General features: G+C 64.1%; 24 protein-coding genes and 1 tRNA gene. 7 read left to right on the forward strand and 18 right to left on the reverse strand.

Translation table 11 applies throughout. The features are described 5' to 3' along the window. The 5 genes from B4L76_RS01060 to bglX all read right to left on the reverse strand — a co-directional run. Nucleotides 1–213, reverse strand: a 213-nt coding sequence (locus B4L76_RS01060) for a heme utilization protein (protein ID WP_296229895.1), incomplete at its 3' end; no start/stop codon positions are given. A 538-nt stretch (nucleotides 214–751) separates the two neighbouring features. Beyond that, nucleotides 752–2071 (reverse strand): MFS transporter, encoded by a 1320-nt coding sequence (locus B4L76_RS01065; RefSeq protein WP_296229896.1) that lies wholly within the window; start codon nucleotides 2069–2071, stop codon nucleotides 752–754. A gap of 275 nt (nucleotides 2072–2346) precedes the next feature. Further along, nucleotides 2347–3681, reverse strand: a complete 1335-nt coding sequence (locus B4L76_RS01070; protein ID WP_296229898.1) for a sigma-54-dependent transcriptional regulator — start codon at nucleotides 3679–3681, stop codon at nucleotides 2347–2349. After that, nucleotides 3675–5432 carry an ATP-binding protein gene (locus B4L76_RS01075; protein WP_296229899.1) on the reverse strand — a complete coding sequence of 586 codons (1758 nt, stop codon included), beginning with the start codon at nucleotides 5430–5432 and terminating at the stop codon, nucleotides 3675–3677. The genes B4L76_RS01070 and B4L76_RS01075 overlap by 7 nt, the downstream gene beginning before the upstream one ends. A gap of 81 nt (nucleotides 5433–5513) precedes the next feature. Beyond that, on the reverse strand, nucleotides 5514–7805 hold the full coding sequence (gene bglX / locus B4L76_RS01080; RefSeq protein ID WP_296229900.1) for a beta-glucosidase BglX: 2292 nt from the start codon (nucleotides 7803–7805) through the stop codon (nucleotides 5514–5516). Between the two features lie 186 nt (nucleotides 7806–7991). Between bglX and B4L76_RS01085 the strand changes: the two genes are divergently transcribed. Continuing rightward, a complete protein-coding gene (locus B4L76_RS01085; protein ID WP_296229901.1) occupies nucleotides 7992–8609 on the forward strand; it encodes a TPM domain-containing protein in 618 nt (205 codons plus the stop codon). Between the two features lie 103 nt (nucleotides 8610–8712). Further along, the gene (locus tag B4L76_RS01090) at nucleotides 8713–9933 is read left to right on the forward strand and encodes a class I SAM-dependent methyltransferase (protein ID WP_296229902.1); all 1221 of its coding nucleotides are present in this window, start codon (nucleotides 8713–8715) and stop codon (nucleotides 9931–9933) included. Between the two features lie 239 nt (nucleotides 9934–10172). On the opposite strand, the gene B4L76_RS01095 is transcribed toward B4L76_RS01090, so the two are convergent. Both B4L76_RS01095 and B4L76_RS01100 read right to left on the reverse strand, forming a co-directional pair. Further along, nucleotides 10173–11180, reverse strand: a complete 1008-nt coding sequence (locus B4L76_RS01095) for a DUF4917 family protein (RefSeq protein WP_296229904.1) — start codon at nucleotides 11178–11180, stop codon at nucleotides 10173–10175. Nucleotides 11181–11283: 103 nt separating this feature from the next. Further along, complete coding sequence (locus B4L76_RS01100; protein ID WP_296229907.1) at nucleotides 11284–12990, reverse strand: SulP family inorganic anion transporter; 1707 nt, start codon at nucleotides 12988–12990, stop codon at nucleotides 11284–11286. Between B4L76_RS01100 and B4L76_RS01105 the strand changes: the two genes are divergently transcribed. Further along, nucleotides 12989–13186: a hypothetical protein gene (locus B4L76_RS01105; protein ID WP_296229909.1), complete on the forward strand. Its 198-nt coding sequence runs from the start codon at nucleotides 12989–12991 to the stop codon at nucleotides 13184–13186. The two genes, B4L76_RS01100 and B4L76_RS01105, sit on opposite strands and share 2 nt — an antisense overlap. Here B4L76_RS01105 and B4L76_RS01110 read toward each other — a convergent pair. The 4 genes from B4L76_RS01110 to B4L76_RS01125 all read right to left on the reverse strand — a co-directional run bounded on the left by B4L76_RS01110 (nucleotide 13153) and on the right by B4L76_RS01125 (nucleotide 15482). Further along, nucleotides 13153–13226: transfer RNA gene (locus tag B4L76_RS01110), tRNA-Gly, on the reverse strand. The two genes, B4L76_RS01105 and B4L76_RS01110, sit on opposite strands and share 34 nt — an antisense overlap. 111 nt (nucleotides 13227–13337) lie before the next feature. Then, nucleotides 13338–14225 carry an alpha/beta fold hydrolase gene (locus B4L76_RS01115; RefSeq protein WP_296229911.1) on the reverse strand — a complete coding sequence of 296 codons (888 nt, stop codon included), beginning with the start codon at nucleotides 14223–14225 and terminating at the stop codon, nucleotides 13338–13340. 345 nt (nucleotides 14226–14570) lie between these two features. Beyond that, nucleotides 14571–15263 (reverse strand): pseudouridine synthase, encoded by a 693-nt coding sequence (locus tag B4L76_RS01120; protein ID WP_296229912.1) that lies wholly within the window; start codon nucleotides 15261–15263, stop codon nucleotides 14571–14573. A 9-nt stretch (nucleotides 15264–15272) separates the two neighbouring features. After that, nucleotides 15273–15482, reverse strand: coding sequence for a cysteine-rich CWC family protein (locus B4L76_RS01125; RefSeq protein ID WP_296229913.1), 210 nt, complete (start codon nucleotides 15480–15482; stop codon nucleotides 15273–15275). Between the two features lie 143 nt (nucleotides 15483–15625). Between B4L76_RS01125 and B4L76_RS01130 the strand changes: the two genes are divergently transcribed. Next, entirely contained in the window at nucleotides 15626–16069 is a 444-nt protein-coding gene (locus B4L76_RS01130) for a hypothetical protein (protein WP_296229915.1), read from the forward strand. Between the two features lie 67 nt (nucleotides 16070–16136). Here the strand turns inward: B4L76_RS01130 and B4L76_RS01135 are convergent, their stop codons facing one another. Further along, on the reverse strand, nucleotides 16137–17243 hold the full coding sequence (locus B4L76_RS01135) for an enoyl-CoA hydratase/isomerase family protein (protein WP_296229916.1): 1107 nt from the start codon (nucleotides 17241–17243) through the stop codon (nucleotides 16137–16139). Between the two features lie 126 nt (nucleotides 17244–17369). Between B4L76_RS01135 and ung the strand changes: the two genes are divergently transcribed. Beyond that, complete coding sequence (gene ung, locus B4L76_RS01140; RefSeq protein WP_296229918.1) at nucleotides 17370–18062, forward strand: uracil-DNA glycosylase; 693 nt, start codon at nucleotides 17370–17372, stop codon at nucleotides 18060–18062. 32 nt (nucleotides 18063–18094) lie between these two features. Here ung and B4L76_RS01145 read toward each other — a convergent pair whose 3' ends face one another. The 5 genes from B4L76_RS01145 to B4L76_RS01165 all read right to left on the reverse strand — a co-directional run bounded on the left by B4L76_RS01145 (nucleotide 18095) and on the right by B4L76_RS01165 (nucleotide 23552). Beyond that, on the reverse strand, nucleotides 18095–19126 hold the full coding sequence (locus B4L76_RS01145) for an AbrB family transcriptional regulator (RefSeq protein ID WP_296229919.1): 1032 nt from the start codon (nucleotides 19124–19126) through the stop codon (nucleotides 18095–18097). Continuing rightward, complete coding sequence (locus tag B4L76_RS01150) at nucleotides 19119–20633, reverse strand: tripartite tricarboxylate transporter permease (protein ID WP_296229921.1); 1515 nt, start codon at nucleotides 20631–20633, stop codon at nucleotides 19119–19121. The genes B4L76_RS01145 and B4L76_RS01150 overlap by 8 nt, the downstream gene beginning before the upstream one ends. A gap of 3 nt (nucleotides 20634–20636) precedes the next feature. Further along, nucleotides 20637–21095 carry a tripartite tricarboxylate transporter TctB family protein gene (locus B4L76_RS01155; protein WP_296229922.1) on the reverse strand — a complete coding sequence of 153 codons (459 nt, stop codon included), beginning with the start codon at nucleotides 21093–21095 and terminating at the stop codon, nucleotides 20637–20639. A gap of 127 nt (nucleotides 21096–21222) precedes the next feature. Beyond that, complete coding sequence (locus B4L76_RS01160) at nucleotides 21223–22203, reverse strand: Bug family tripartite tricarboxylate transporter substrate binding protein (RefSeq protein WP_296229923.1); 981 nt, start codon at nucleotides 22201–22203, stop codon at nucleotides 21223–21225. Between the two features lie 59 nt (nucleotides 22204–22262). After that, nucleotides 22263–23552, reverse strand: a complete 1290-nt coding sequence (locus B4L76_RS01165) for an OprD family porin (protein WP_296229924.1) — start codon at nucleotides 23550–23552, stop codon at nucleotides 22263–22265. 200 nt (nucleotides 23553–23752) lie between these two features. Between B4L76_RS01165 and B4L76_RS01170 the strand changes: the two genes are divergently transcribed. Both B4L76_RS01170 and B4L76_RS01175 read left to right on the forward strand, forming a co-directional pair. Then, nucleotides 23753–24424 (forward strand): response regulator, encoded by a 672-nt coding sequence (locus B4L76_RS01170; protein ID WP_289130462.1) that lies wholly within the window; start codon nucleotides 23753–23755, stop codon nucleotides 24422–24424. Beyond that, entirely contained in the window at nucleotides 24417–25796 is a 1380-nt protein-coding gene (locus B4L76_RS01175; protein ID WP_225779045.1) for a sensor histidine kinase, read from the forward strand. Before B4L76_RS01170 ends, B4L76_RS01175 begins: the two co-directional genes overlap by 8 nt. 127 nt (nucleotides 25797–25923) lie before the next feature. Here B4L76_RS01175 and B4L76_RS01180 read toward each other — a convergent pair whose 3' ends face one another. Then, on the reverse strand, nucleotides 25924–26730 hold the full coding sequence (locus tag B4L76_RS01180) for an HDOD domain-containing protein (RefSeq protein ID WP_225779044.1): 807 nt from the start codon (nucleotides 26728–26730) through the stop codon (nucleotides 25924–25926).

Below are 26730 nucleotides of genomic sequence, written 5' to 3' on the forward strand. Positions count from 1 at the left end.
ATCTTCGGCGAAGCGCTGGCCACCAGTACGGTCGAAACCATCTTCAGCGAAGCGCTGGCCACCAGTACGGTCGAAACCATCTTCAGCGTAGGTCGCGGATTGGCTCTGTGCCGCTGCGAAGGTGTGAGCGCTGGTGCGGTCGAAGCCATCTTCGGCGAAGGCGCCAGCAGCGAAAACCGAGAGGGCCAGGGAGAGAATCAGTTGGTTTTTCATGATCGTTGCTCCAGTGGGTTCGAGAAGTTGGTTGTTTCCATAGGGTTAATGCTACGCCTACTAATTAGATAAAAAAGCGCAAAAAATAGCGTTCAAGTATCTACTTATTCGATGTGTTGAGGTGCACACAGTGTGAGCAGGCAGTGTTCATGCCCCCTTGAGGCGCTGTCTTCGCGGCAACGCCTTGGCAGCCATTGCAGCTTGGAAGGGAAGAATTAATGGGACGTTAAAAAAGAAAAGCGCCTGGCCCGGCGCCTGAGCGGTAACCCGCTGGAGGCCACCCGCATCAGCAAGGGCGAGCTGTTCTACCGGGCTGGTACTGCCTTGGGCGATTACCTGGCAGACGATTCGGAGCTCGGCTTGGCCGACGGCGCCCTGCTGATCCGCAGCGCCAGCGCTCGATGGTCAGCGCCGTGTACCGCGTCAGGCGTTGGAGATGTGCAGAACTGGGTGATGAAAGGTCGGTGCATGGTGAGTGACGAACGAAGAAGGGCGCCCCGCCAACGGTGCGCCCTTCTTCATTACGGCAAGCTCACGCTCATTCGGTGGTAATCCGCGAGTGCTGCTTGGTGTCTTTCATGGTTGCGTATACCAGCAGCGAGCAGGCGATGCAGGCGGTGACATACCAGTAGAAGCCGCTTTCCATGCCAATGCTCTTGAACCACAGGGCCACGTACTCGGCGGTGCCGCCGAAGATCGACACGGTCAGGGCGTACGGCAGGCCCACGCCCAGGGCGCGGATTTCGGTGGGGAACAGCTCGGCTTTGACCACGGCGTTGATCGAGGTATAACCGCTGACGATGATCAGTGCGGCCATGATCAGGAAGAACGCGCCCCACCAGGTCTGGATGGTGTGCAGGGTGCTGAGGATCGGTACGGTGAACAGGGTGCCGAGTACCCCGAAGGCGATCAGGATCGGGCGACGGCCGATCTTGTCGGACAGCCCGCCGATCACCGGCTGCAAGCACATGAACAGGAACAGCGTGGCGGCCGAGATGGTGGTCGAGTCGCTGATACTCATGCCCACGGTGTTGACCAGGTATTTCTGCATGTAGGTGGTATAGGTGTAGAAGGCCAGGGTGCCGCCCATAGTCAGGCCGACCACGGTCATCAGCTCCTTGGGATGCCGCAGCAGGGTGCGCATCAGGCTTTCCTTGGCCTTTTCCTTCTTGGTGAAGGAGGCGGTTTCTTCCATGCCGCGACGCAGGTACAGGGCCACCACGGCGCACAGCGCACCGATCACGAAGGGTACGCGCCAGCCCCAGGCATACAGTTGCTCGGTGGTCAGGGTCTGCTGCAGGACGATCAGTACCGCCAGGGCGATGAGCTGGCCGGAGATCAGCGTCACGTACTGGAAGCTGGAGAAGAAGCCACGGCGGTTCTTGCTGGCCATCTCGCTGAGGTAGGTGGCCGAGGTGCCGTATTCGCCGCCCACCGACAGGCCCTGCATCAGACGTGCGACGACCAGCAGGATTGGCGCGGCGACACCAATGGTTTCGTAGCCCGGGGTAAGGGCGATGACCAGCGAGCCGGCACACATCAGCAGCACCGAGGCCATCAGCGCGGCCTTGCGGCCTTTGCGGTCGGCGTACAGGCCCATCAGCCAGCCACCGATCGGGCGCATGAGGAAGCCCACGGCGAAGATCGCGGCGGTATTGAGCAGTTGTGCGGTGGCGTCGCCGGCCGGGAAGAAGGCCTTGGCGAAGTACAGCGAGAATGCTGCGTAGACGTACCAGTCGTACCATTCGACCATGTTGCCGATGGACCCGCTGAAGATCGACTTCAGGCGGCTGGCGGTGGTTTTTTCCGCGGCGGGCGCAGTGGCCGCCCCGGCGGGCAGGGTGGTGGCGTTATCCATCAGGGGATACCTTCTCGTTGTTTTTGTGGAGCGCGCCGAAACGCGACTTGCACAGGCAATTGCAGAAGGTGTGCCAAATGGGGGCGTGCTGATCCAGATCGGGGCGCTTGGCCCTTCGCGGGCCTGCCCGCTCCTGCGAAGACCGCGTCACGCTTGGGTGCGCGTTTTTCATGTGGACGCGGGCGGGCTCATCAAGGGCTGCAACGCAGCCGCAAAAACAACTCGCCGTGAGCGGTTTTTTGCTTATGCGCACAAGTCGATAAGCGGATTTCCGCTCATTCCCGCCCGATAAAGTCCTCACGCACCAACCCGTGCCGCTGCATCTTCTCGTTAAGGGTGCGCCGGGGCAACTGCAACGCCTCCATCACTGCCTTGATCTCGCCGCCATGCTGGCGCAGCGCCGCCCGCAGGCATTGCGCCTCGAACGCCTCCATCTGCGCGCCCAACGATTGCCCGGCCGGCGCCGCCTCGCTGCTCGGCGAGCCCAGCCCCAAGGCGTGGCGTTCCGCCGCATTGGCCAGTTCGCGCACATTGCCCGGCCAGTCATGCGCCAGCAACTGCGCCAGTTGCACGCCCGACAAGGGCGGCGTCACACGGCCAAGTTTTTCCGCGGCGGCACGGGCAATGTGCTCGAACAGCAGTGGGATATCCTCACGCCGCTCACGCAGCGGCGTCAGGCGCAGCTCGGCCACGTTCAGGCGATAGGCCAGGTCTTCCCGGAAACGCCCGGCGCGGGCTTCCTCAAGCAGGTCGGGCTTGGTCGCGGCGATGATGCGCAAATCCACGGTGATGCTCTGGTTGGCCCCGAGCCGCTCCAGCTTCTGCTCCTGGATGACCCGCAACAGCTTGGCCTGCTGCGCCAGTGGCATGCTCTCGATTTCGTCGAGGAATACGGTGCCACCGTTGGCGTATTCCAGTTTACCGATGCGTTTGCCCTGGGCACCGGTGAAGGCGCCGCTTTCATGACCGAACAGTTCGGCTTCGAACAGCGTTTCGGGGATGGCCGCGCAATTGAGGGCTACGAACGGCTTGCCCGCGCGTGGGCCGAAATCGTGCAGGCAACGGGCCACGCGCTCCTTGCCGCTGCCGGTTTCGCCACGGATCAGTACATTGACTGGCAGGTTGGCCAGGTCCAGCACTTGCCGACGCAGCTGTTGCAGGCCCTGGGACATCCCCAGCAGCGTGCCTTCCAGGCGTGACTTGAGGTCGGCCTGCTCGTGCAGCCTGCGGTTCTCCAGCACCAGCTGGCGTTTTTCCAGGGCCCGGCGCAGGCTGCCCAGCAGGTGTTGCGGGGTGAAGGGTTTTTCCAGAAAGTCGTAGGCCCCGCTGCGCATGGCTTCCACTGCCATGGGCACGTCGCCGTGGCCGGTCAGCAGGATTACCGGCAGGTCGGGGTCGTCGGCCTGCAGGCGTTCGAGCAGTTGCAGGCCATCCATGCCGGGCATGCGCACATCGCTGACGACCACCCCGGGAAAGTGCCGTGGCAGGTGTGCCAGGCATTCTTCGGCGCGGGCGAACAACTGCACGCTGAAGCCGGACAGGCTCAGCCATTGTTCGACCGCCGTGCGGATACTGGCTTCATCGTCGACAACCATCACCGAATTCAACATACAGGCTCCAGGTCTCGGGGCAGGGTAAGGCTGAGGCGCGCACCGCCGGGCAGGTTTTCGGCCTGCAGTTGGCCACCTGCCTCGTGGACGATGCCATAGGAAATGGCCAGGCCGAGTCCCAGGCCTTCACCCACCGGCTTGGTGGTGAAGAATGGGTCGAAGACCTTGGCCAGGTTGGCCTCGTCAATGCCGCCGCCGGAATCCAGCACGCTCAGGCGCCACAGCTCGCCGTCGGGCTCGATGCGGATCTCCAGGCGTTTGTAGCGTTTGTCGGCCATGGCGTCGAGGGCGTTGCGCAGCAGGTTGATCAGCACCTGCTCGAGGCGAATGGCATCACCGCGTACCCAGGCCGGGCGCGCCAGGTACAGGGCCACTTCCACAGCTTCGCTGCGCATTCGCGCGTCCAGCAGGTGCAGAGCCTGGTCGACCACGGTGGCAAGGTCGAGGCGCTCGCGCAGCCCGACCGGGCTATTGCGGGCGAAGGTTTTCAGGTGGCCGGTGAGCGCAGCCATGCGCGTGAGCATCTGCTCCAGCGGTTCCAGGGCTCGGCGCGCTTCGTCGTAGCGGCCATGATCGAGCAGCAGGCGCAGGGTTTCCAGTTGCATGCGCTGGGTGGTCAGCGGCTGGTTGATCTCATGGGCCATGGCCGCCGACATCTGCCCCAGGGCGGCCAGCTTGGCCGACTGCACCAGGCCCTCCTGGGCCGTGCGCAGCTCGCGGGTGCGTTCTTCGACCTGACGCTTGAGTTCTTCCCGGCTGCGCTGGCGCAGGCGAGCCAGGCGCAGGCGCTGGCTGAGGAACAGCGCGGCGAAAACCAGGCTCAGCCACACGGCGGCGGCGGCCAGCGCCGCATTACGGCCGTCGGCCACTACCTGTGGCTTGCGCAGCAGGTGCAAGGTCCAGGCCTCACTGCCCAGCGGCAGGCTTTCCCACAGGTATTCACCAGTGCCCGCCGGGCCGTGCACGCGGCTGAGGGTGCTGTTTTCGGCAAAGCGGGTCAGCACCTCATGCTGTAGCGGCACCAGGGGTTGCTTGTCGTACTGACGGGTTTCGGCCAGCTCGGCGCGATCGGCGCCGCCAAGCGGCTGCAGCTCGCGGTAGCGCCAGCCGTCCTGGTTGGCGATGAAAGTGATGCCGCGGGCGTCGCTGACCAGCAGGATGTCGCTGCCCTGGCGCCACTCGCGTTCCAGTTCGGGAAACTCCAGCTTCACCACCATCGCGCCAAGGAAGCGGCCGTGCTCATCATTCACTGCGCTGGCGAGGAAGTAGCCCGGTACTCCGCTGGTCACCCCGACGGCGTAGAAGCGGCCACTGCCCTGGCTGCGGGCTTGCTTGAAGTAGGGCCGGAAGCCGTAGTTGGAACCCACGTAGCTGCTGGGCAGGCGCCAGTTGCTGGCAGCGATGGCCAGGCCGGTGCGGTCGAGCAGTTCGAGGGTGGAGGAGTTGGCCGCGCCATTGATACGCTCGAGCTTGCGGTTCAGGGCGTGCTGCAGCGGTTCGCTGACCGGGCCCTGCAGGGCGGCGATCAGCTCCGGGTCCAGCGCAAGCACGGCGGGCAACGCGCGATAACGGTCAATCAGGGTGTGCAGGGCATTGGCATACAGGCCCAGCTGCTGGCTGGCGCGCCGCGCGTCGGCGGCCATGGCCTGGCGCTTGGCCTGGTGCATGGCCCAGCCGGCGCTGAGGGCGGTGCCCAGCACGATCAGCAGCGTGATCAGCCCCAGACGCAGGGCGCGAAAGGAAAAGGGCATGGGGTGGATCCGGGTGATTGGATATCGGGGCCGGCCCGTTTCGCGGGGTTACCCGCGAAAGGGCCGGCACAGGCGACTCAGTTACAGCAGTTGAAAACTCTGCTGCTGCACCGCCTGGGAGTCCAGCCCCACCTGGACATTGAACTCGCCTGGCTCGGCCACCCGCTGCAGCTGGCCATTGTAGAACTTCAGGTCTTCCTCGCTGATGCGGAAGCTCAAGGTGCGCGACTCGCCCGGCTTGAGCATGAGTTTCTGGAAGTTCTTCAGCTCCTTGACCGGCCGGCTCATCGACGCCGACACATCCTGCAGGTACAGCTGCACCACGGTCTCGCCTGCCAGCTTGCCAGTGTTCTTCACCGTCACCTGGGCCTGCAGCGTGTCGCCACGCTTGAGGTCCTTGCTCGACAGCTTCAGGCCCGACAGCTCGAAGCTGCTGTAGCTCAGGCCATAACCGAAGGGATACAGCGGGCCGTTGGGTTCCTCGAAGTACTGCGAGGTATAGTTGCCGGGCTTGCCCGGGGTGAAGGGGCGGCCGATACGGGTGTGGTTGTAGTACATCGGGATCTGCCCGACCGAGCGCGGGAAGGTGATGGCCAGTTTGCCGGACGGGTTGTAGTCACCGAACAGCACGTCGGCAATCGCATTGCCGCCTTCGGTACCGGCGAACCAGGTTTCGAGAATTGCATCAGCCTGCTCACGCTCCCAGCTGATCGACAGCGGACGGCCGTTCATCAGCACCAGCACCAGCGGTTTGCCGGTGGCTTTCAGGGCCTTGATCAGCTCACGCTGGCTGGCCGGGATTTCCAGGGTGGTGCGGCTCGACGACTCGTGGGACATGCCGCGCGATTCGCCGACTACTGCGATTACCACGTCGGACTGCTGCGCCGCCTTCACCGCTTCGTCGATCAGCACCGCAGGCGGCCGTGGGTCATCGACGATTTCCGGGGCATCGAAGTTGAGGAAGTTCAGGTAATCGAATATCGCCTTGTCGCCGGTGATGTTGGAACCCTTGGCATAGACCAGCCTGGCCTTGCCTTCGACGGCGCGGCGCAGGCCTTCGCGTACGGTCACCGAGTGCTTGGGTTGGCCGTCAGCTGCCCAGCTGCCCATCATGTCGATCGGCGCATCGGCCAATGGGCCGACCAGGGCAATGGTGCCGGCCTTTTTCAGCGGCAGGGTCTGGTTGCGGTTTTCCAGCAGCACCAGGCTGCGACGCGCCACGTCACGCGCGGCTTCGCGGTGCAGGCGGTCGTTGCCGTAATAGTCCTTGAGGTCGCTTTCGGCCTTGCCGATGCGCACGTATGGGTCCTTGAACAGGCCCATGTCGTACTTGGCACCCAGCACTTCGCGCACCGCCTGGTCGAGTTCGCGCTGGGTCACCTCGCCGGACTTCAACAAGCCTGGCAGCTCTTCACCGTACAGCGTGTCGTTCATGCTCATGTCGACGCCGGCCTTGATCGCCAGCTTGGCGGCTTCGCGACCGTCGCGGGCGACGCCGTGGCGAATCAGCTCCTCGATGGCGCCGTGGTCGCTGATGGTCACACCCTTGAAGCCCCACTCCTTGCGCAGCAGGTCATTCATCAGCCAGGTGTTGGAGGTGGCTGGCACGCCGTTGATCGAGTTCAGCGCCACCATCACCCCGCCAGCACCGGCGTCCAGCGCGGCGCGGTAGGGCGGCAGGTAATCGTTGTACATCTTCGGCAGGCTCATATCGACCGTGTTGTAGTCGCGCCCGCCTTCCACGGCGCCGTACAGGGCGAAGTGCTTGACGATGGCCATGATGCTGTCGGGGTTGGCCGGGCTGCTGCCCTGGAACGAGCGGACCATTACCTGGCCGATCTTCGAAGTCAGGTAGGTGTCCTCGCCAAAGCCTTCGCTGGTGCGGCCCCAGCGTGGGTCGCGGGCGATGTCGACCATCGGTGCAAAGGTCATGTCGAGGGCGTCGGCCGCTGCTTCGATAGCGGCCGTGCGGCCTACCTTGGCCACGGCGTCCATGTCCCAGGTCGCGGCCATGCCCAGGCCGATCGGGAAAATGGTGCGCTCGCCGTGGACGGTGTCGTAGGCGAAGAACATCGGGATCTTCAGCCGGCTGCGCATGGCCGCGTCCTGCATGGGGCGGTTTTCCGGTGCGGTGCGCGAGTTGAAGGTACCGCCGATGCGCCCGGCGGCAATTTCCTCGCGGATCTTCTCCCTGGGCATTTCCGGACCAATGCTGATCAGACGCAACTGGCCGATTTTCTCGGCTTCGGTCATCTGGCTGATCAGATGGTCGATGAACGCCTGCTTGTCCTGCAGGGGCGGAGCGGAGGGGGCGGCGAGGGCCGCCTGACTGGCAAGGCCCATGGCCAGGCCCAGCAAAGACAGTTTCATCATCAATTCCGTTTTGGGGCCTCTGCCGTATCGACAGTGATACGCGCGCGGCCGAGGTTTTCAGGCGGCTATTGTTGTACGATTCGCAAGCATATTTTCCTGCGGCGGATTATGCCTGAATCTGTCGCCAGCGGACGAAGCCCCGAATGCCGGGACAACAACTATAAGAATGCGCAAGAGACCGACGGCATGACTCCCCTTGACGAATACCATCAGCGGCTGGTTGCCGAAGCCATTGCCCGTGCCGAAAGGCGCACCGATGCCGAACTGGTGACGGTGCTGGCCCGGCGTGCCGACGATTACGCCTATTGGCCTCTGTTCTGGGCGGCGGTGCTGGCGCTGGTCGTGCCGGGCCTGCTGCACTGGCTGCTGGGCTGGCCCGGGGGGCGCGGCTTGCTGGTGGCCAACGTGGTGCTGTTCGTCGGCTTGTGCCTGTTGCTGCGTAACCCGCGCCTGGCCGGCTGGCTGATCCCCCGCGCGCTGCGCCGTTGGCGAGCGTCGCGCCTGGCCCGACAGCAGTTTCGCGAACAGAACCTGCAGCGCACGGCAGGTGCGACGGGGGTGCTGATCTTCGTCTGCGAGGCGGAGCGGCATGTCGAGATCCTGGTCGACCGCGGTATCGAGCACTGCCTGGATGCCACGGCCCGCGCGGCCATCGTCGCCCGGCTTGCCGAGCAGGTGCGCCAGGGGCGGACTTTGCAGGGCTTTGTCGAGTGCATCGACGCGTGCGGCGAACTGCTCAGCGAACATGTGCCGCCGACCCATGCACGCAATGAGCTACCTAATCGCCTGGTGATTCTCGATTGATGGGGGACTCGCCGCCAGTCCGTGTTCCCACAGGATCGGTACCACCCTGTAGAATGCGCGCATTGCGCCCTGCGCTTCCCGCTATCCGAGGCACCGCTTTCCCATGTCCGCCAGTCCTTCCTCCCCCGCCGCGCCGGATGCCCGCGCCCAGTTTCTCGACCTGCTGAACACCGCCCTGCAGGGCAAGACCCTGGTCAAACTGGTGCTGGCGCGGCATGTCGGTACCGACCAGACCCTGCAACGGATCATTGCCAAGCCGCTGCAGGTCAAGGGCCAGGCGTGCCTGTCGCTGGTCTATCGCCACCAGACCCGTGACATCACCCGTAACCTGGCGCTGGAGCAGGCCCAGGCACTGGTTGCCGAACTGCTGCCGGGCAGCTTCCGCAACGCCCACCTGTTCGACGGCGACGGCGAAGTGCAGCTGACCTTCAGCAAGAAGGGCAAAGCCATGCTCCAGCGCCACGGCGCGCAGGCGCCACGCGAGGCGGCCAGCAGCGGCCATGACCGCGAGAAGAAGCGCTACCTGGAGCTGTCGCGGCCATTTCTGCGTGACCTGGGCGTGACCGACGGGCAAGGCGCGCTGATTCCGTCCATGTCGCGCAAGTGGAAGCAGATCAACAAGTTCATCGAGGTCTTCGACCATGCCCTGGCCAGCGCGCCGGTGGCCGCAGAGCAGGCGCTGCGGGTGGCCGATTTCGGTTCTGGCAAGGGCTACCTGACCTTCGCCATGCACGATTACCTGCGCAACAACCTGGGCCGCGAAGCCCAGGTGACCGGGGTTGAACTGCGCCAGGACATGGTCGACCTGTGCAATGCCGCCGCCTCGCGCCTGGAACATCCCGGCCTGGAGTTCCAGTGTGGCGATGTCCGCAGCGTGGTGCCGGAGGCCATCGACGTGATGATCGCCCTGCATGCCTGCGACATTGCCACCGACTACGCCATCCATACCGGCATTCGCTGTGACGCCGCGATCATCATGTGCTCGCCGTGCTGCCACAAGCAGATCCGCCCGCAGCTGCACAGCCCGGGGTTGTTGCAACCGATGCTGCAGTACGGCCTGCACCTGGGCCAGCAGGCCGAAATGCTGACCGACAGCCTGCGCGCGCTGTACCTGGAAGCCTGCGGCTATGAAACCAAGGTGTTCGAGTTCATCTCGCTGGAGCACACCAACAAGAACAAGATGATTCTTGCGGTGAAGCGGCGGCAGGTGGCGGAAAACACGGCATTGCTGGAGAAGATCGGCCAGCTCAAGGCGTTCTATGGGGTGCAGGAGCACTGCCTGGAGACCTTGTTGCGGGCGGACGGGTTACTGCCGGGCGCATGATCGGTCAGCGGGGCTGTGAAACGGCGTATTGGGTAATGCGCTGTGCAATACCCGCGCAAGTGCGCTCTACAGTTTTTCCGCAGCCCAATCGAACCGTTGCGCGCCTGGGAAAACCTGAACAGGGTCCAGCAGGTGCGGCAGATTCGCCAGTTGGGCGGCAATGCAGCAGTGGCAGAGCCCGTTGCGGTGGGCCCGGTGGTGCAGGTGACGACCGCATCGGCGCCCTGAGGGGCGTGTGGTCAGCGGGTTGACGGCAACCCTGTCGCCAATTCCGCGTCACCCAACGGATGCGTACCGGCATCGAAGAAATGCAGATCCGTGCCAGGCAAATCCCCCAACCGATCGACGAAATGCTGCTTCTGGTTGATCACCGAAGCCTCGCTCAATGGCCGTATTGCCACCGCCAGCTGCTTCGGCCTGGCTTGCCGAATGGCTTCGAGCAGGTGCTGGTCAGTGCTGTCCAGATGCTGCCCGAACAGGCACAGCCCCTGGCTTTCCCGGGCCAGTTGCCCCAGGCACCAGCTCAGGTAGTCCGAGTTGCGGATCGCGCGCAGTTTCTCGTCGCTGCGGTCTTCGTTGACGAACAGCGGTACTTCGCCGGGGATGTTCACGGCAAAGCCTTCGAGCAGTTCGGCGCTGTCGGCGCTGCGCTGGCGGGTGCTGCCGTCGGGCAGCTTGAGCAGGTGCAGGCCGCCGTGCAGGTACAGCAGCCGGGGGCCCTCACTGTGGGTGCAACGCACGTCGAAGAAACCTTGCTCGTCGAACAGTTCGGCGAAGCCGTCAGGTGCGTGTTGCACGGCCCATGGCAGCAGCAGGTCGTAGTTGCTGGTATAGATGCTGCGGTAGCCGCGCAGGGCCTGGTTGAGCGCTGCCAGGGTGGCGACCGGCATGCGTGGCCACGGCAGATGGACGGTGCGAACGGCGTGGATCAGCGCTTCCTTGATCGAGTAGTAGCGGTTCAGCGGCGCAGTGGAATTGATGGCCAGCGCGGCATTGGCCCGTACTGTGGTGTTGAGGGTGCTGAGCACGGGCTCGAACAGTTCCGTGCCCAACGACTTGAACAGGGCCTGGTCGCTGACGGCCAGGCCTTTCTTGCGGCCGGCGCGCTGCGCTTCCTCGAACAGCGAGAAGTAGCCGAACGGCTTCCACAGCGCCCGGCTGAGGCCATTGCCCAGCAGCAGGGCGTCACAGGGATGGCGGGCGGCGAGGGCTGGCCAGGGGGTGAGGGCGGCGTCGAGTGCGGGCATGCTGGGGTCCGTTGGGTGGAGCGGGAACGGGGGCGACTTTAGCATGTCCTGCACGCTGTGTAGCTTGTACCGGCCCTGTCGCCGGCAGCAGCCACTCGACGGTTCAACCTTGCGCAGCCACCTGCACACGGCGATTGCGGTTACGCCACACCCTGTACGCGCGGATGCCCGCCCGGACCGAACCGAACAGCAGCTGGTCTTCCATCTCCCGTGCCATTCCCGAGCGCACCAGCATGCGCAGGAAGGTGCCGCGGGCCCTGGCGATCGCAAACAGGATGCCCTGGGCTGCCAGGGTGTCGCGTACCTCACGCAGGGCGGCGATGCCGCTGACATCAATGCTGGTGACCGCTTCGGCATCGAACAGCACGGCCTTGGGGTGTGCCTGGCTTTGCACGGCTTCGAGCAAGCGCATCTTGAAGTAGTCGGCGTTGAAGAACAGGATCGCGTCGTCGAAGCGGTATACCACCAGGCCTGGCACGGTGTGCGCATCCTTGTGCTTGCGGATGTCCACCTGGCCTTCGGTGCCCGGCAGCCAGCCCAGCACCGCGTCGGTGGGTTGGTAGATGCTGTACAGCAGGCGCAGGATCGCCAGGGTCACGGCAAACACGATGCCGGGCAGCACGCCCAGGCCCAGCACGCCCACCGTGGTCAGCAGGCACAGCCAGAACTCGAAGCGGCTGAGGCGGCGGATGTGCCCCAGCGACCTGATGTCGATCAACCCCCAGCCGGCCATCAGCAACACGGCACCCAGCGCGGCCTGCGGGATCCACGCCATCGGCGCGGTGAACAGCAGCAGGATCAGGGCGATGACCAGCGCGGCGATGATACCCACCAGCTGGCTTTTGCCACCGACCATGTCGTTGACGGCGGTACGCGAGTCGGCGCCGCTGATGGCGAAACCCTGGGACATTCCGGCAGCCAGGTTGCTGACGCCCAGGGCGACGAATTCGTGGTTGGCATTGATGGCGTAGCCATGCCGGGCGGCAAAGCTGCGTGCAGTGAGCATGGCGCTGCAGAAACTGACGGTGGCGATACCCAAGGCGTCGCGCAGCAGGCTTTTCATTTCTGCCAGGTTACTGTGTGGCCAGGCCAGTTGCGGCATGCCGGCGGGCACCGGGCCTAGGATGGCGACACCGAAGCGGTCGAGGCCGAACACGCCGACCAGCAGCATGAACAGCGCCACGACGGTAAGTGCCGCCGGCAGGCGCGGGTAGCGTCGTGGCAGCCATATCAGCAGGCCCAGCGCGCTCAGGCCGATGAAGAGCGTTACCCAGTGGATTTCCCCCAGGCGTTGGAAAAAGTCGATCACGCTGAGAATGAATCCGTCGCCTTCGATCCTGAACCCCACCACCTTGGACAGTTGCCCGGCGATCAGGCTCAGGCCGATGCCGTTGAGGTAGCCGATCAGGATCGGTCGCGAGAAGAAGCTGGCGATGAACCCGGCCCGGGCCAGGCCTGCGGCAATCAGCATCACCCCGACCAGCAGGGTGACGATCACCGACAGCTCGGCAATCCGCTGCGGCTCGCCCATGGCCAATGGTGCCACGGCGCCGGCGATCATGGCGCAGGTGGCGGCATCGGGGCCGACCATCAACTGGCGCGAGCTGCCGATCAGGGCGTAGACCATCATCGGCAGCACACAGGCGTACAGGCCGTACTGCGGCGGCAGGCCGACGATCTGCGCGTAGGCGATGGCGATCGGGATCTGGATCGCGGCCACCGACAGGCCGGCCTGCAGGTCGGCGTGGAACCACTCGCGGCGGTAGTGCAGCAGGTTGGCAAGGCCCGGTAGCCAGCGGGAGAGAAACATGCGTCGTCCTTTCGAAATGTTCCACGGAACCCTCTGCGCATTGAAGCGGATCAGCGGGCAAATGGCCATGGTGCAAGTCAAGGAAGAGCAGAAACGAAAAAAGGAGCCGAGGCCCTTTTTGACAGCGATGACGTTGCTGGAACGGCATGCGGAAATGCGATGTGGAGCGGGTAGAGGGAATCGAACCCTCAACTAAAGCTTGGGAAGCTTTCGTTTTGCCACTAAACTATACCCGCGTCTGCGCAGAGCTTTTTACCAGAACCCTCCACGAATTAGAAGCCCGAGTTATAAAAAAGCTTGTCGGCACCCCATAGCTGCGGGTATCGGCTACAGGGCGCCGAAGGCGCTCAAATGGCAAATGCATGTTGCCCCTGTTGTACCGGCTGGTAGTGTTGACGCGGTTCGCGCATGGTCGGCTTGAGGAAGTTGAGCAGGACACTGCGGGTGTCTTCGGAAGCGGCCTTGTGTTCCATGTCGAGGAAATGGCCAGCTTCACGTATCACGCTGAACTGGCTCCTGCCTACATGCTTGCTGAACTGCCGGGCATCTTCGACGGTGGTGTACTCGTCGCGTTCGCCGTTGATGAACAGCACCGGAATGTCGATATGGCGCGCGCCGTTCAGGGCCCGTTCCAGGTCATGCTGCAGCACTTCATTGATGTGGAAGTGCATCTGCGCGTACTCGTGGCTGTCCAGGCTGCTGACGTGCCGGTAGTTGAAACGCTTGAACAGCGACGGCAGGTACTTGCCAATGGTGTCGTTGACCAGGTTGCCGACCTGATAGCGATCACAGGCGGCCAGGTACTGGCAGCCCCGCTCCAGATAGTCGCGCATCGGTTCGTTGATCACGGGCGAGAACGAACTCACCACCGCTTTCCTGACCTGCCGCGGCCGGTGCGCCAGCGCCAGCAACGTACTTGCGCCACCCCACGAGAACGACATCACGTGGTCTGCCTGGAAGTGCTCGATCAGCTCCAGCAGGATATGCGCTTCGGTCTCTTTGCTGATCAGGCGTTCGTGACGGTTGTGCGGCTTGGACTTGCCAGCGTAGGGCTGGTCGAACAGTACCACGTTGAACTGCGGGTGCAGGTTACGTACCGTCTGGGCGAACGATGCGGTGGTGGCCAGCGAGCCGTTGATCAGGATGATCGTTTTTTCGGCCGCGTCAGCGCGATAGAACTCCGTGTAAACCCGATACTGACCTTGGATATCAAGTACAGCAATTTCTGGCCTCATCTCATCGACTCCTGGCGCAAAAAGGGTATTCGCGTCACCTAGGGTGCACGTTCTTTATGACAGGTAGGCATTTGCCTGAAGAGAAACCGGGGCCCTGTGTCGATCCTTGGCACGTGTGTCGACGGGTGTTGTTTTTTGGCGGGCAATTTGCCGTGCCCCAAGGCATCGAGGCTCTGGGTGGCCGGCAAAAGGCGTCTTCGTCCACAAGTGTGACTTGGTAGTCACGTGCAGACTGACGTTTTCGATTCAAGCAGCGGGTAGCGGATCCTGCAAGTGCCGTTCGGGGGGAAATGTGACTTTTCTCGCTGAGCGGTCGTGTGGCGATGCTGGACTGCCTGTCGCAGCCTAGACCGTGGCTATTTCATCCGCCGTCAGCTCGCGAAACGCCCCTGGTGCCAACCCCGGGTCCAGGTGGATGGCGCCCATGCGCTCACGGTGCAACCCCACCACCTTGTTGTCGAAATGGCCGAACATGCGCTTGACCTGGTGATAACGCCCTTCGACGATCGTCAGCCGCGCCTGACGCGGGCCCAGGATATCCAGCCGGGCAGGTTGCGTAGTCAGATCCTCGAAGGCGAAGTAGAAGCCCTCGCGGAATTTGGCCACATAGTGCTCGCCGATCTCGTCCTCGGTTTCCACCAGGTAGTGTTTGGGCAACTTGGTCGCGGGCTGGGTAAGCCGCCGTGACCATTGGCCATCGTTGGTCAGGATCATCAGGCCCGTAGTGTTGAAGTCCAGGCGCCCAGCTATGTGCAGGTCTCCACGCAGCGCAGCGGGTAGCAGGTCAAGCACGGTGCGATGCTGCGGGTCCTGGGTGGCACTGACGCAGCCCGCAGGCTTGTGCAGCATCAGGTAGCGCGCCGGGCGGCCGGCTTGCAGCAACTGCTGGTCCAGCTCGACGCGGCTGAACTCGCGAACCTCGGTCAGCGGGTCGCTGGTCGCCTGGCCGTCCACACGCACGCGGCGTTGCGCCAGCATCAGACGCACTTGCTGGCGGTTGTAGCTGGGCAGGTTGGCAAGGAAGCGGTCGAGACGCATTGGGGACTGTCAGTCGGCGGATGATCGAAGTTGTTCTTCAACAGCCGCGCAGCGCGGGCAAAGGCAGGCTTTGTCGCGCAGTTCGGCGGGCAGTGCCTGAAGCACGGCCGGGTCGATGGTCACGGCGTAGCACCAGCAGGCCTGGGTAGCGCGGCGCGGGTCGGCAAGGGCGCACTGGTTGGACGCGCCACAGGCGGGGCAGTGTTGGGTATCAGGCATGGCTGCCGCTCAGCTGTGTCAAATTGTTGCAGAAATGGCACTGCACCTCGGCGCCACGGTCTTATCACATGTCGATGATCGCATTTCGTGTCGACGCTCGCCAGCGCCGCTGTTCGGGCACTCCAGCGGTCCAGGAGGCCGCCATGTCCTATCGAATCCTGTTGATCGCCCTGCTGGGGCTGATGACTGCCGGCTGCGTTCCGTACTACGAGAGCGGGGGCTACCATCGCTCGGATCACTACTACACCGACCGTTACGTATCGCCCGGTTATTACCGTCATGACCGCTATTACGTGACGCCACAACCGCGCTATTACTACCAGCCGGCGCCGCGTTACTACTACCGCTCGGCGCCAGCGCCGTATTACCGCTCGCCGCCGCCGCCAGCGATGCGGCAGTGGCATGGCAACCCACGCTATGACTATGGCAACCGCCAGCGCTACGACTATGGGCGCGACCGGGACCGCCATGACTATCGCGGTGGTAGCCAGCGCTACCAGCAAGATCGATGGCATTCAGACAGGCGAGGGGATGGTGGCCGTCGCTGGGATGGGCGGCGTGGGCAGGGGGGGAACTGGCAGCGGTAGGTGGATTGAAGCGGGGGCGCATTGCGCCCCTTTTCACCACGGGCGTGCAAAACGCGCGCTCTCGCCGCTAACCCATATCAGCCAGCGGGTGGCGCCCTTCCCAGACCTTGGCAAAATGCGCCTCGACCACCGCCGCCGGTACCTGCGTCACGTCGGGCCAGTGCCAGCGCGGCTGGTTGTCCTTGTCCAGCAGCCGGGCGCGTACCCCTTCGCTGAATTCCGGATGGCGACAGCAGTTCAGGCTCATGCTGTATTCCATCTGGAACACCTGCGCCAAAGACAAATGGCGAGCACGGTGGATCTGCTCCCACACCAGGTGTGCCGTCAGCGGGCAGCCTTCATGCAAGCGCTGGCCGGCCTCTGCCAGCAGCGGGTCGTCGTCCTGCTTGAGCCCTTCCAGTGCACGCCACGCAGCGGCAGCATCGGCCACATCGAGCAATTGATCGATCGCTGGCCGCAGCGGCAACCATTGGGCCTCGGGCAGCTCGGCGCAGGCACGGCGCTGTTCGGCCTTGAGCAGGCTGTTCAGTTGCAGTGCGGTCTGCTCCTGCCAGTTCAGTTGCAGCAGTTCCTCGATCAGCGCTTCCTGCTGGTTCTCGCCCAGGAAGCGGTCGGCCAAGCCCAGGTCAAGGGCGTCGTGGGCATTGATCGGCGCGCCTGTCAGGCCGAGGAACAAGCCCAGCTTGCCCGGCAGGCGGGCCAGGAACCAGCTGGCGCCCACATCCGGGTACAGGCCGATGCTGATTTCCGGCATGGCCAGCCGACTGCTGGGGGTGACGATGCGCACGTTGGCGCCTTGCAGCAGACCCATGCCACCACCCAGCACATGCCCGTGCCCCCAGCACAGCAGCGGCTTGGGGTAGGTGTGCAGGGCGTAGTCCAGACGGTATTCGGCGGCGAAGAAGGTGGCGGCCAGCGGAGGTACACTGCCGGGCTGGTCGCGGCAGGCCTCCACCAGCGCTCGCACATCGCCCCCTGCACAGAACGCCTTGCTACCGCTGCCGCGCAGTAGCACGCAGACGATCCCGGGATCACGGGCCCAGCTGTGCAGTTGCTCGCCCAGTACCTCGATCATCGGCAGGTTCAGGGCGTTCATCGCCTTCGGCGCATCCAGGGTGGCAATGCCGATGCGGGCGCCATAGGCGCCGGTGAGTACCTCGCAATGAATGGCCATGGGCTACCTCGCGCAAGTCATCGCACAAGTATGGCTTGCCTGGCCGAACATGCCGGTCGTCGGTCGGATCGTTTGACAAGCGCACGGGGCTTACCTAGTGTCGCGCCATTGTTTACGGAAGGCCCCATGACTGACGACGATCGCATCAAACTCGAACCCAGCTGGAAAGCCGCCTTGCGCGCCGAATTCGACCAGCCCTACATGCATCAGTTGCGTGAGTTCCTGCGCAGCGAATATGCCGCCGGCAAGGAGATCTACCCGCCAGGACCGCTGATCTTCAATGCGCTGAATTCGACGCCGCTGGACCAGGTGAAGGTGGTCATACTCGGCCAGGACCCGTATCACGGGCCGGGCCAGGCCCATGGCCTGTGCTTCTCGGTGCAGCCGGGCGTGGCCGCGCCACCGTCGCTGGTCAACATCTACAAGGAATTGCAGCGTGACCTGAATATCCCGATCCCCAACCATGGCTACCTGCAGAGCTGGGCCGAGCAGGGCGTGCTGTTGCTCAACACGACCATGACCGTGGAGCGCGCGAATGCGGCATCGCATGCCAAGAAGGGCTGGGAGTTGTTTACCGACCGGATCATCCAGGTAGTCAGCGAGCAATGCCCGAACGTGGTGTTCCTGCTATGGGGCTCGCATGCACAAAGCAAGCAGAAGCTGATCGACGGGACCCGGCACCTGGTGCTGAAATCGGTACATCCGTCGCCGTTGTCAGCTTATCGGGGCTTCCTGGGTTGTGGCCATTTCAGCCGGGCCAACAGCTTCCTCGAGCAGCGCGGGCTGGCGCCGATCAACTGGGCATTGCCACCGCTGTGATGGCCTGACAGGCCGCGCAGAACGCGACACGATCATTCCGGCTTGGCATTCCATAGCCGGAACAGCGGCTCTGCCAGGAACAGCACCAGCAGCAGCCGCATTACCTGCAGCGCTGTCACCAGCGGCACCGATAGCTGCAAGGTCTCGGCAGTCAGGCTCATCTCGGCAATTCCCCCGGGCATCATGCCCAACGTCAGCGACCGCAGGTCCAGCGCGGTCATCACGCTCAGCACCCAGGCCGCGCTGGCGGCGATCGCCATGCATAACGCCGTTGCGACCAGGGTGCGCATGAGGAACGAAGGCGCACGGCGGAAGAACGCGCGGTTGAAGTGACAGGCCAGGCCGCTGCCGATCAGCCACTGGCCGATCTGGCTGGCGCCATTGGGCAGGCCAATCTGCAGGTTGGCCGCCAGGCTCACCGTGGCGGCTACCAGCAACGGCCCGAACAACCATGGATTGGGTTGGCGCAAGCGTTGCCAGAGCAACGCAACGGCAATGCCCAGCGGAGCAATCATTGCCAGCCAGCCCCAACTCACGCTGCCGGCATGATTCAGCGGCACCCCTTCACCCAGCAGGAACTTGAACAGCGCGGGTACACACAGCACCACCGCGAGCACGCGCAGGCTCTGCGCCGCTGCCACCTGGCTGAGCACTGCGCCATTGCGAGCGCCAAGGTTGACCATCTCACCCGAACCACCAGGCATGCTGGCGAAGAACGCAGTGGCGCGGTCTTCACCGGTACGTCGCAGCAGCCATACGCTGAGCACGCTGGACACGGTGGTGAACAGTGCGCCGAAGAAGATCAGCGCGAAATGGCTGGCCACCTGCTCGATCACCGCCGGGGTGAAGTGCAGTCCGATGCCGATGCCGATGATCCACTGCCCGCATTTGCGGCCATTGGGGATTTCCGGCAGTTGCCAGGGCGTCAGGCAGCGCACCAGGATGATCGCCAGCAACGAGCCGACCATCCACGGCAACGGCCAGCCGACCTGGCTGGCGGCAAAACCACCGGCAAGGCCGACCAGCCCGGTCGCGACAAACAGCGGCGAGGAACGATCAGGCATCGGCCATCGCACGGCGCTGCAGGCTACGCTTGCGCCAGCTGCGCAGCAGCGGCAGGGTCAGCATGCAGATGGTCAGTACCCATACCGACAGGCTGATCGTGCTCGACCAGAGGATGCCCAGTTCACCGTTGGAGATCGACAGGGCGCGGCGCAGGTTCTGTTCCATCAGCCCGCCAAGGATGAAACCGAGCAGGATCGGCGACAGCGGGAAGTCCAGCTTGCGCAGGATGTAGCCCATGATGCCGATGCCGACCATCAGGAACAGGTCGAAGGTGGTGGCATGCACGGCATACACGCCGATCGCGGTGATGATGGCGATCACCGGCACCAGTGCCCAGTTCGGTACGGCCAGGATACGGGTAAAGATGCGGATCATCGGAATGTTGAGGATCACCAGCATGATGTTGGCGACGAACAACGAAGCGATCAGGCCCCAGACGATGTCCGGCTGCTGTTCGAACAACAGTGGGCCGGGGGTGATGTTGTACAGGGTCAGTGCACCGATCATTACCGCCGTGGTACCCGAGCCAGGTACGCCCAAGGTCAGCATGGGTACCAAGGCACCGCAGCAGGAGGCGCCGATGGCGGTTTCCGGGGCCGCCAGGCCGCGGGCATCACCCTTGCCGAAATTGCCTTTTTCTCCCGCCATGCGTTTCTCGGTCATGTACGCCACGGCGCTGGCCAGGGTTGCGCCGGCGCCTGGCAGCACGCCCATGACGAAGCCCAGCAGGCCGCAGCGGATGTTGACCACGAACACCGAGGCGGCTTCCTTGAGGTTGAACAGCATGCGCCCGGTAGCCTTGACCGCCTGGTGACCATGATGGGTTTTTTCCAGCAGCAGGAGGATCTCGCTGATGGAGAACAGGCCCAGCACCAGCACCACGAACTGGATGCCGTCGGCCAGGTGCACGCTGTCGCCGGTGAACCGGTACACGCCACTGTTGGCGTCGATGCCGACGGCCGACAGGAACAGGCCGATCAGTGCGGCGATGAAGGTCTTCAACGGTTTGTCACCGGCCATGCCGCCAAGGGCGACGATGGCGAACACCATCAGCACGAAGTATTCCGCCGGGCCGAAGGCAATCGCCCATTTTGCCAGCAGCGGTGCGAACAGCACCATGCCGCAGGTGGCGATCAAGGCACCGATGAACGAACTCCATGCCGACAGTGACAGCGCCACGCCAGCCAGGCCATTGCGGGCCATCGGGTAACCATCGAGGGTGGTCATCACGGTCGAGGCCTCGCCCGGGATGTTCAGCAGGATCGAGCTGATCCGCCCGCCGTATTCACAGCCCAGGTACACCGCTGCCAGCAGGATCAGCGCCGACTCCGGCGGCAGGCCGAGGGCAAACGCGATGGGGATCAGCAAGGCCACGCCGTTGATCGGGCCGAGGCCAGGCAGCAGGCCGACCACGGTGCCGATCAGCGTACCGGTGAGGGCGGTGACCAGGTTATAGGGGGACAGGGCGACGCCGAAGCCCTGGCCCAGGTAGCTCAAGGTATCCATGTGTCAGTTCTCCAGTACGCTCAGCAGGCCAAGGGGCAAGGGCACGTCCATCACGCGGTCGAACAACCAGTAGAGGAACAGGCTCATGCCTGCCACCACGATGAAACTGTGCAGCCAGCGGCCGCCGTACAGGCGGGCCATGGGTACACCGATCAGGATGCTACTGAGGATGAAGCCCAGGGCTTCGAAGGTGCTGGCGAATACGATCAGCAGGCCGACGCAGGCGCTGATCTTGGTCAGGGTTTCGCGGTCCAGCTCCGGCTCGTCGTCCTTGCGCACGATGGGTGTGGGGCGGAACACCAGGTACAGCAGGCCCAGAGCCATCAGGCCGAGCATCAGCAGCGGATAGGCGCGCGGGCCTACCGGTTCATAGGAAAATGCCGCCTGATAGGGCCAGGCCATGACGGCCAGGGCTGCGCACACTGCCAGCAGGACCAGGGCAAAGATGCGTTGCAGGATCATGAAGGAATCCTCGTTCGTGGGAGCGGGGTTACCCGCGCAAGCGTCAGGCGCCAAAACGGTGCTGCCCGAGCTGACGCATTGGCGGGTAAACCCGCTCCCACAGGGGGCTGTAGAAGGTCGTGGTGGCTTACTGGATCAGGCCGAATTCCTTGGCCAGGGTCTTGTAGTCAGCCACCTGCTTCTTCACATAACCGTCCAGCTCTTCGCCGGTCATGGCGAACGGGAACAGCTCGCGCTGGTCACGCAGCTTGGCGAAGTCTTCCGAGGCCAGCATCTTGTCGAACGACTGCTTCCACCAGGCGTAGTCTTCGTCGCTCACCTTTGGCCCGAGGTAGAAGCCGCGCACCACTGGCCAGACGATGTCGTAGCCCTGTTCCCTGGCGGTGGGAATGTCTTTCATTTCCGGCTCGTCCAGGCGGTTTTCCGAGAACACCGCGAGAATGCGCATGTTGCCGCTCTGGATGTGTGGCATGGAGTCGGAGATGTCGGTCGAGCCCACCTGGATATGCCCGCCCAGCAGTGCCGTGGCGATTTCGCCACCGCCCTCCAGGGCCACGTAGCGCAGGTCGCGCGGATTGATGCCTGCCGCCTTGGCGATCAATGCGGTCTGCATCCAGTCCTGGCTGCCGACGGTACCGCCCGAGCCGATCACTACCTTGCTCGGGTCTTTCTTCAGCGCCGCGACCAGGTCGTCGAGGGTCTTGTAGGGTGAGTCGCTCTTCACCGCGATGGCGCCATAGCTGGTGCCGACGGCGGCCAGCCATTTCACCGCGTTTTCATCAAAGCGGCCGAACTTGCCCTGGGCCAGGTTCAGCAACGAGCCGCTGGACCAGGCGACCAGGGTTCCGGCATCGGCCGGCCGTTGGGCTACCACGGCGTTGTAGGCCACTGCGCCGACACCACCTGGCATGTAGGTGACGCGCATCGGCTTGCTGAGGATCTTTTCCTCCACCAGGGCGCTTTGCACCAGTTTGCAGGTCAGGTCGAAGCCGCCGCCGGGTGAGGCGGGGGCGATGCATTCAGGGCGTTTCGGTTCGCCAGCCAGGGCGTTGCCGGCCAGCAGCAGGCAGCCGGTAGCGAGGACGAGGCGGCGCAGTGAAAAGGTCATCGGTTATCTCCGTAAGCGTTGTTGTTATCGGTTTACCGCTGTTGGGTTGTCGCGAAGGCTTACCACAGCGCCACGCTGTAGCTCACCAGCAGCCGGACTTCGTCGGCATCACGGGCGAAATTGGAGCGGAAGGTGGCGTTGCGCAGGCGTACGGCGACGTTTTTCAACGGGCCGCTTTGCACCACGTACTTCATTTCGGTATCGCGTTCCCATTCCTTGCCCTCGCCACCAGCGGCGCGGCTGACATTGTCACCGCTGATGTAGCGGGTCATGAAGGTCAGGCCAGGCACGCCGAGCGCGGCGAAGTTGTAGTCGTAACGCGCCTGCCAGGAACGCTCGTCGGCATTGGCGAAGTCGTTGATCTGGACGAAGTTGACCAGGTACGGGTCGGCTCCATCGACATAGGGGAAGGCGCTGTCGCCGGACAGCTGCTGCCAGGCGGCGCTGATCTTGTGCCCACCCAGGGCGTAGCTGAGCATGCCGTTCGCGGTGGTGTTGTCGATGTTGCCGGCCTTGGCGGCACCGGCATCGTCACTCACGGCCAGGCGCAGGTCGGCGCCGAAGGTGCCCGGGCCCCATGGCTGGGTGGCGAGCAGGCCGATGAAATGCTGGCGGTAGATGTCATCCAGCTGGGCGAAATGGTAGCTGCCGGTGATGCGGTCGGTGAACTGGTAGTCGAGGCCGGCCAGGTCCAGGTTGTCGGCACTGAACGAGCCACCGAAGCGGCCGTTCTTGTTGTTCAGGGCCAGGTCTTCCCAGTTGGTGTCGTTGCGATCCTTGGCTTTGTCCAGGCGGCCGCCGGTTAAGGTCAGGCCCTTGATCTCCTTCGAGGTGAGCAGGCCACCTTCGAAGGTTTGCGGCAGGATGCGCCCGTCGTTGGGTTGCAGGGTCGGCAGTTCCGGGATAAGGGTGCCGATCTTCAGTTCACTCTGCGACACCTTCACCTTGCCGGTCAGGCCCAGCTTGGAATACTCGTCGGCAGCCTTGCCGTCATCATGGGTGGGCAGCAGGCCGGTATCGGTGCGGTCGGGGCTGGAGTCGAGCTTGATGCCGAGCATGCCCAGCGCATCCAGGCCGAAGCCCACGGTGCCATCGGTATAGCCGGACTCGAAGTTGACAATGAAGCCCTGGGCCCATTCGTCGCGCTTGGATTGCTGGGCACTGGTGCCGTCGCGGAAGTCGCGGTTGAAGTACATGTTGCGGGTTTCGAAGGTTTCCGTGCTGTCTTCGAAAAAGGCGGCCTGGCTGATCGGGGCGACACCGGCAAGCGCAAGGGCGCTGGCGATGGCAGAGGGGCGTGCGGCAAAGGAACGGGGAGGCGTGAACGCCTGCGGCTGCAATGACAGCATCACTGTTGGCTCCGATTATTGTTCTTATTGGTTGCACCTTGCTGGTGCTTTTGTTCGGCGCGAAGGGCGACCGTGGTGCGATGCTAGGTAATCAACCTTTCGCTAACCTTTCAGCGTGAAAGGTTTGTCGACAGGGCTTCACAGGCCTGCCGACAGCGGTACACTCCGCGCCACCGCCCCACCCGAGCAGGGAGAAACCGATGCGTGTGCTGCTGGTCGAAGACCACCTGCAACTGGCCGAAAGCGTGGCCCAGGCCTTGAAGAGCCATGGCCTGACCGTGGACGTGCTGCACGACGGCGTGGCCGCCGACCTGGCCCTGGCCAGCGAGGAGTACGCCGTGGCCGTGTTGGACGTCGGCTTGCCACGCATGGACGGTTTCGAGGTGCTGGCGCGCCTGCGCGGTCGCGGCAAGACCTTGCCAGTGCTGATGCTGACCGCGCGCAGCGACGTCAAGGACCGTGTCCACGGCCTGAACCTGGGCGCCGACGACTACCTGGCCAAGCCGTTCGAGCTGACCGAACTGGAAGCCCGGGTCAAGGCCCTGCTGCGTCGCAGCGTACTCGGCGGCGAACGCCAGCAACGCTGCGGGCCGCTGGTGTACGACCTGGACACCCGGCGCTTCGCCCTGGGCAGCGACAACCTGACCCTGACTTCGCGCGAACAGAGTGTGCTCGAAGCGTTGATCGCGCGGCCGGGGCGGGTGATGAGCAAGGAGCAACTGGCCGCCCAGGTGTTCGGCCTGGACGAAGAGGCCAGCCCCGACGCCATCGAGATCTATATCCACCGCCTGCGCAAGAAGCTCGACGGGCACCCGGTGGCCATCGTCACCTTCCGCGGCCTGGGCTACCTGCTCGAGCACCGCGATGCGTGACAACGGCAGCCTGCGCGGGCGCTTGCTCGGCAACCTGGCCTTGCTGCTGGTGGTGCTGATGCTGGCCAGCGGCCTGAGCGCCTACTGGAATGGCCGCGAGGCCGCCGACACGGCCTATGACCGCACCTTGCTGGCCTCGGCGCGGACCATTGCTGCAGGCCTGTCCCAGCGCGACGGCTCGCTCAGCGCGGACGTGCCGTATGTGGCCCTGGACACCTTCGCCTACGACAGTGCCGGACGCATCTATTACCAGGTGCTGGACATCCAGCAGCGGTTGATCTCCGGCTACGAGAACCTGCCTGCGCCGCCGCCCGGCACGCCGCGAACCGATGACTACCCGGCACTGGCGCGGTTCTACAACGCCACTTACCTGGGCCAGGACGTACGCGTGGTCAGCCTGTTGAAGCCAGTGAGCGAACCCAACATGAACGGCATGGCGGAAATCCGCGTGGCCGAGACCGAGGAAGCCCGGGTGCGCATGGCCCGCGGCTTGATGGCCGATACCCTGTTGCGCCTGGGCATGCTGGCGCTGGGGGCGCTGGTGCTGGTGTGGTTTGCCGTGAGCGCCGCGCTGCGGCCGCTGGAGCGCTTGCGTACGGCGGTGGAGGAACGCCAGCCGGACGACCTGCGGGCTTTGCCAGTAGTGCAGGTGCAACACGAGCTGGGCCCGCTGGTACGGGCCTTGAACCACTTCACCGAGCGCTTGCGCGGCCAATTCGAGCGCCAGGCGCAATTCATTGCTGACGCTGCTCACGAATTGCGCACGCCGTTGGCCGCGCTCAAGGCGCGGGTCGAGCTGGGCTTGCGCTCATCGGAGCCACAGGAATGGCGACAGACCCTGGAATCCGCGGCCCAGGGTACCGATCGGCTGACCCACCTGGCCAACCAGCTGTTGTCGCTGGCGCGGGTCGAGAACGGCGCGCGGGCGATTGCCGAAGGCGGCGCGCAGCGCCTGGACCTGAGCCAGTTGGCGCGCGAGCTGGGCATGGCCATGGCCCCGCTGGCGCACAAGCGTGGAGTGGCGCTGGCCCTGGAAGCCGAAGCCCCGGTGTGGCTGAAAGGGGAGCCGACGCTGCTCAACGAACTGTTGAGCAACCTGGTGGACAATGCGCTGGCGCATACGCCTGCGGGCGGCAACGTGATCCTGCGGGTGCTGGCGCCGGCGGTGCTGGAAGTGGAAGACGACGGGCCGGGGATTCCCGAGGCCGAGCGTGAGCGGGTGTTCGAGCGCTTCTATCGGCGCAGTGCGCAGGGGAGCGGGCTGGGCTTGGCCATTGTCGGTGAAATCTGCCGGGCGCACCTGGCGCAGGTGAGCCTGCATGATGGCGCCAAGGGCGGCTTGCGGGTGCGGGTGAGTTTCATCGCGGATTGATGTGTTGCCTGTACCGGCCTTTTCGCGGGTGAACCCGCTCCCACAGGGACCGCGCCGCTGCAGAAGGCTACGCCATACCTGTGGGAGCGGGTTTACCCGCGAAGAGGCCGGCACTGGCTGGCGCCGGTCAGCGCAGCATGCTCCGCGCATCGATCAGTTCATCCACCTCCAGCTCGGTGCCGAACGGCAGGCCCAGGTGGCGATACGCCGGCAGCGCCGCCAACGGCCGGTGACGACCGCGCTGGCTGATGCAACGGGCGATCTGCACGATGTCGATATAGTCGATCCGGTCGGTCTGCCGGTCCAGGTCCTGTACCTGGCTTGGCAGGTTGACCAGTTGCTCAGGGAAATCCCAGGCCTTGAGGATCTTGTCGCCCAGCACTGGCTGGATGTGTTCGATCACGTAATGCAGGCACACCGGGTCGGACAGCAGTTCGTTGTGCTCTTCGGCATAGATCAGTACCGGTAACGCACCGATCTGGTTGACCAGCCCGCCGAGGGTGGCCTGGTCGGGCTTGAGCTGCGTGAAGCGCCGGCAGATCTCGTAGCTGATACCCGCCACATCCAGGCTGTTGGCCCAGATATCACGGAGCTTCTGCTCAACCGCCGGAGCGCGGGCGTGAAAGATCTGCTCGATCACCAGGCCAATGGCCAGGTTGCAGCTGTAGTTGATGCCCAGCCGCGTGATGGCAGTGTGCAAGTCGGTGACTTCGACCGCCGCGCGCAGCAGCGGGCTGTTGACAACCTTGATCAGGCGCGCTGAAAGCGCCGCATCGCGACTGATCACCTTGCTCAGGGCCGCTACGCTGATTTCGCTGTCTTCCGCTGCCTCGCGGATGCTCAAGGCAACCTCGGGCAGGGTTGGCAGGACCAAGTCATCCTTTTCGATGGCATCGAGCAATTGTGCTTGAACCATCTCGGCCAGCTTGTTCAT

The organism is Pseudomonas sp. UBA4617 (genome assembly GCF_002386445.1).
Taxonomy (GTDB): domain Bacteria; phylum Pseudomonadota; class Gammaproteobacteria; order Pseudomonadales; family Pseudomonadaceae; genus Aquipseudomonas.

What these genes read in the sequence shown, in the direction of transcription:
- B4L76_RS01095 (WP_296229904.1), bottom strand. Translation starts at nt 11,180, where the DNA reads ATGCCCGCACTCGACGCCGCCCTCACCCCCTGGCCAGCCCTCGCCGCC.
- B4L76_RS01175 (WP_225779045.1), top strand. Translation starts at nt 24,417, where the DNA reads ATGCGTGACAACGGCAGCCTGCGCGGGCGCTTGCTCGGCAACCTGGCC.
- ung (WP_296229918.1), top strand. Translation starts at nt 17,370, where the DNA reads ATGACTGACGACGATCGCATCAAACTCGAACCCAGCTGGAAAGCCGCC.
- B4L76_RS01125 (WP_296229913.1), bottom strand. Translation starts at nt 15,482, where the DNA reads ATGCCTGATACCCAACACTGCCCCGCCTGTGGCGCGTCCAACCAGTGC.
- B4L76_RS01100 (WP_296229907.1), bottom strand. Translation starts at nt 12,990, where the DNA reads ATGTTTCTCTCCCGCTGGCTACCGGGCCTTGCCAACCTGCTGCACTAC.
- B4L76_RS01075 (WP_296229899.1), bottom strand. Translation starts at nt 5,432, where the DNA reads ATGCCCTTTTCCTTTCGCGCCCTGCGTCTGGGGCTGATCACGCTGCTG.
- B4L76_RS01160 (WP_296229923.1), bottom strand. Translation starts at nt 22,203, where the DNA reads ATGACCTTTTCACTGCGCCGCCTCGTCCTCGCTACCGGCTGCCTGCTG.
- bglX (WP_296229900.1), bottom strand. Translation starts at nt 7,805, where the DNA reads ATGATGAAACTGTCTTTGCTGGGCCTGGCCATGGGCCTTGCCAGTCAG.
- B4L76_RS01165 (WP_296229924.1), bottom strand. Translation starts at nt 23,552, where the DNA reads ATGCTGTCATTGCAGCCGCAGGCGTTCACGCCTCCCCGTTCCTTTGCC.
- B4L76_RS01135 (WP_296229916.1), bottom strand. Translation starts at nt 17,243, where the DNA reads ATGGCCATTCATTGCGAGGTACTCACCGGCGCCTATGGCGCCCGCATC.
- B4L76_RS01145 (WP_296229919.1), bottom strand. Translation starts at nt 19,126, where the DNA reads ATGCCTGATCGTTCCTCGCCGCTGTTTGTCGCGACCGGGCTGGTCGGC.
- B4L76_RS01115 (WP_296229911.1), bottom strand. Translation starts at nt 14,225, where the DNA reads ATGAGGCCAGAAATTGCTGTACTTGATATCCAAGGTCAGTATCGGGTT.
- B4L76_RS01170 (WP_289130462.1), top strand. Translation starts at nt 23,753, where the DNA reads ATGCGTGTGCTGCTGGTCGAAGACCACCTGCAACTGGCCGAAAGCGTG.
- B4L76_RS01070 (WP_296229898.1), bottom strand. Translation starts at nt 3,681, where the DNA reads ATGTTGAATTCGGTGATGGTTGTCGACGATGAAGCCAGTATCCGCACG.
- B4L76_RS01065 (WP_296229896.1), bottom strand. Translation starts at nt 2,071, where the DNA reads ATGGATAACGCCACCACCCTGCCCGCCGGGGCGGCCACTGCGCCCGCC.
- B4L76_RS01155 (WP_296229922.1), bottom strand. Translation starts at nt 21,095, where the DNA reads ATGATCCTGCAACGCATCTTTGCCCTGGTCCTGCTGGCAGTGTGCGCA.
- B4L76_RS01130 (WP_296229915.1), top strand. Translation starts at nt 15,626, where the DNA reads ATGTCCTATCGAATCCTGTTGATCGCCCTGCTGGGGCTGATGACTGCC.
- B4L76_RS01150 (WP_296229921.1), bottom strand. Translation starts at nt 20,633, where the DNA reads ATGGATACCTTGAGCTACCTGGGCCAGGGCTTCGGCGTCGCCCTGTCC.
- B4L76_RS01090 (WP_296229902.1), top strand. Translation starts at nt 8,713, where the DNA reads ATGTCCGCCAGTCCTTCCTCCCCCGCCGCGCCGGATGCCCGCGCCCAG.
- B4L76_RS01105 (WP_296229909.1), top strand. Translation starts at nt 12,989, where the DNA reads ATGCGTCGTCCTTTCGAAATGTTCCACGGAACCCTCTGCGCATTGAAG.
- B4L76_RS01180 (WP_225779044.1), bottom strand. Translation starts at nt 26,730, where the DNA reads ATGAACAAGCTGGCCGAGATGGTTCAAGCACAATTGCTCGATGCCATC.
- B4L76_RS01085 (WP_296229901.1), top strand. Translation starts at nt 7,992, where the DNA reads ATGACTCCCCTTGACGAATACCATCAGCGGCTGGTTGCCGAAGCCATT.
- B4L76_RS01120 (WP_296229912.1), bottom strand. Translation starts at nt 15,263, where the DNA reads ATGCGTCTCGACCGCTTCCTTGCCAACCTGCCCAGCTACAACCGCCAG.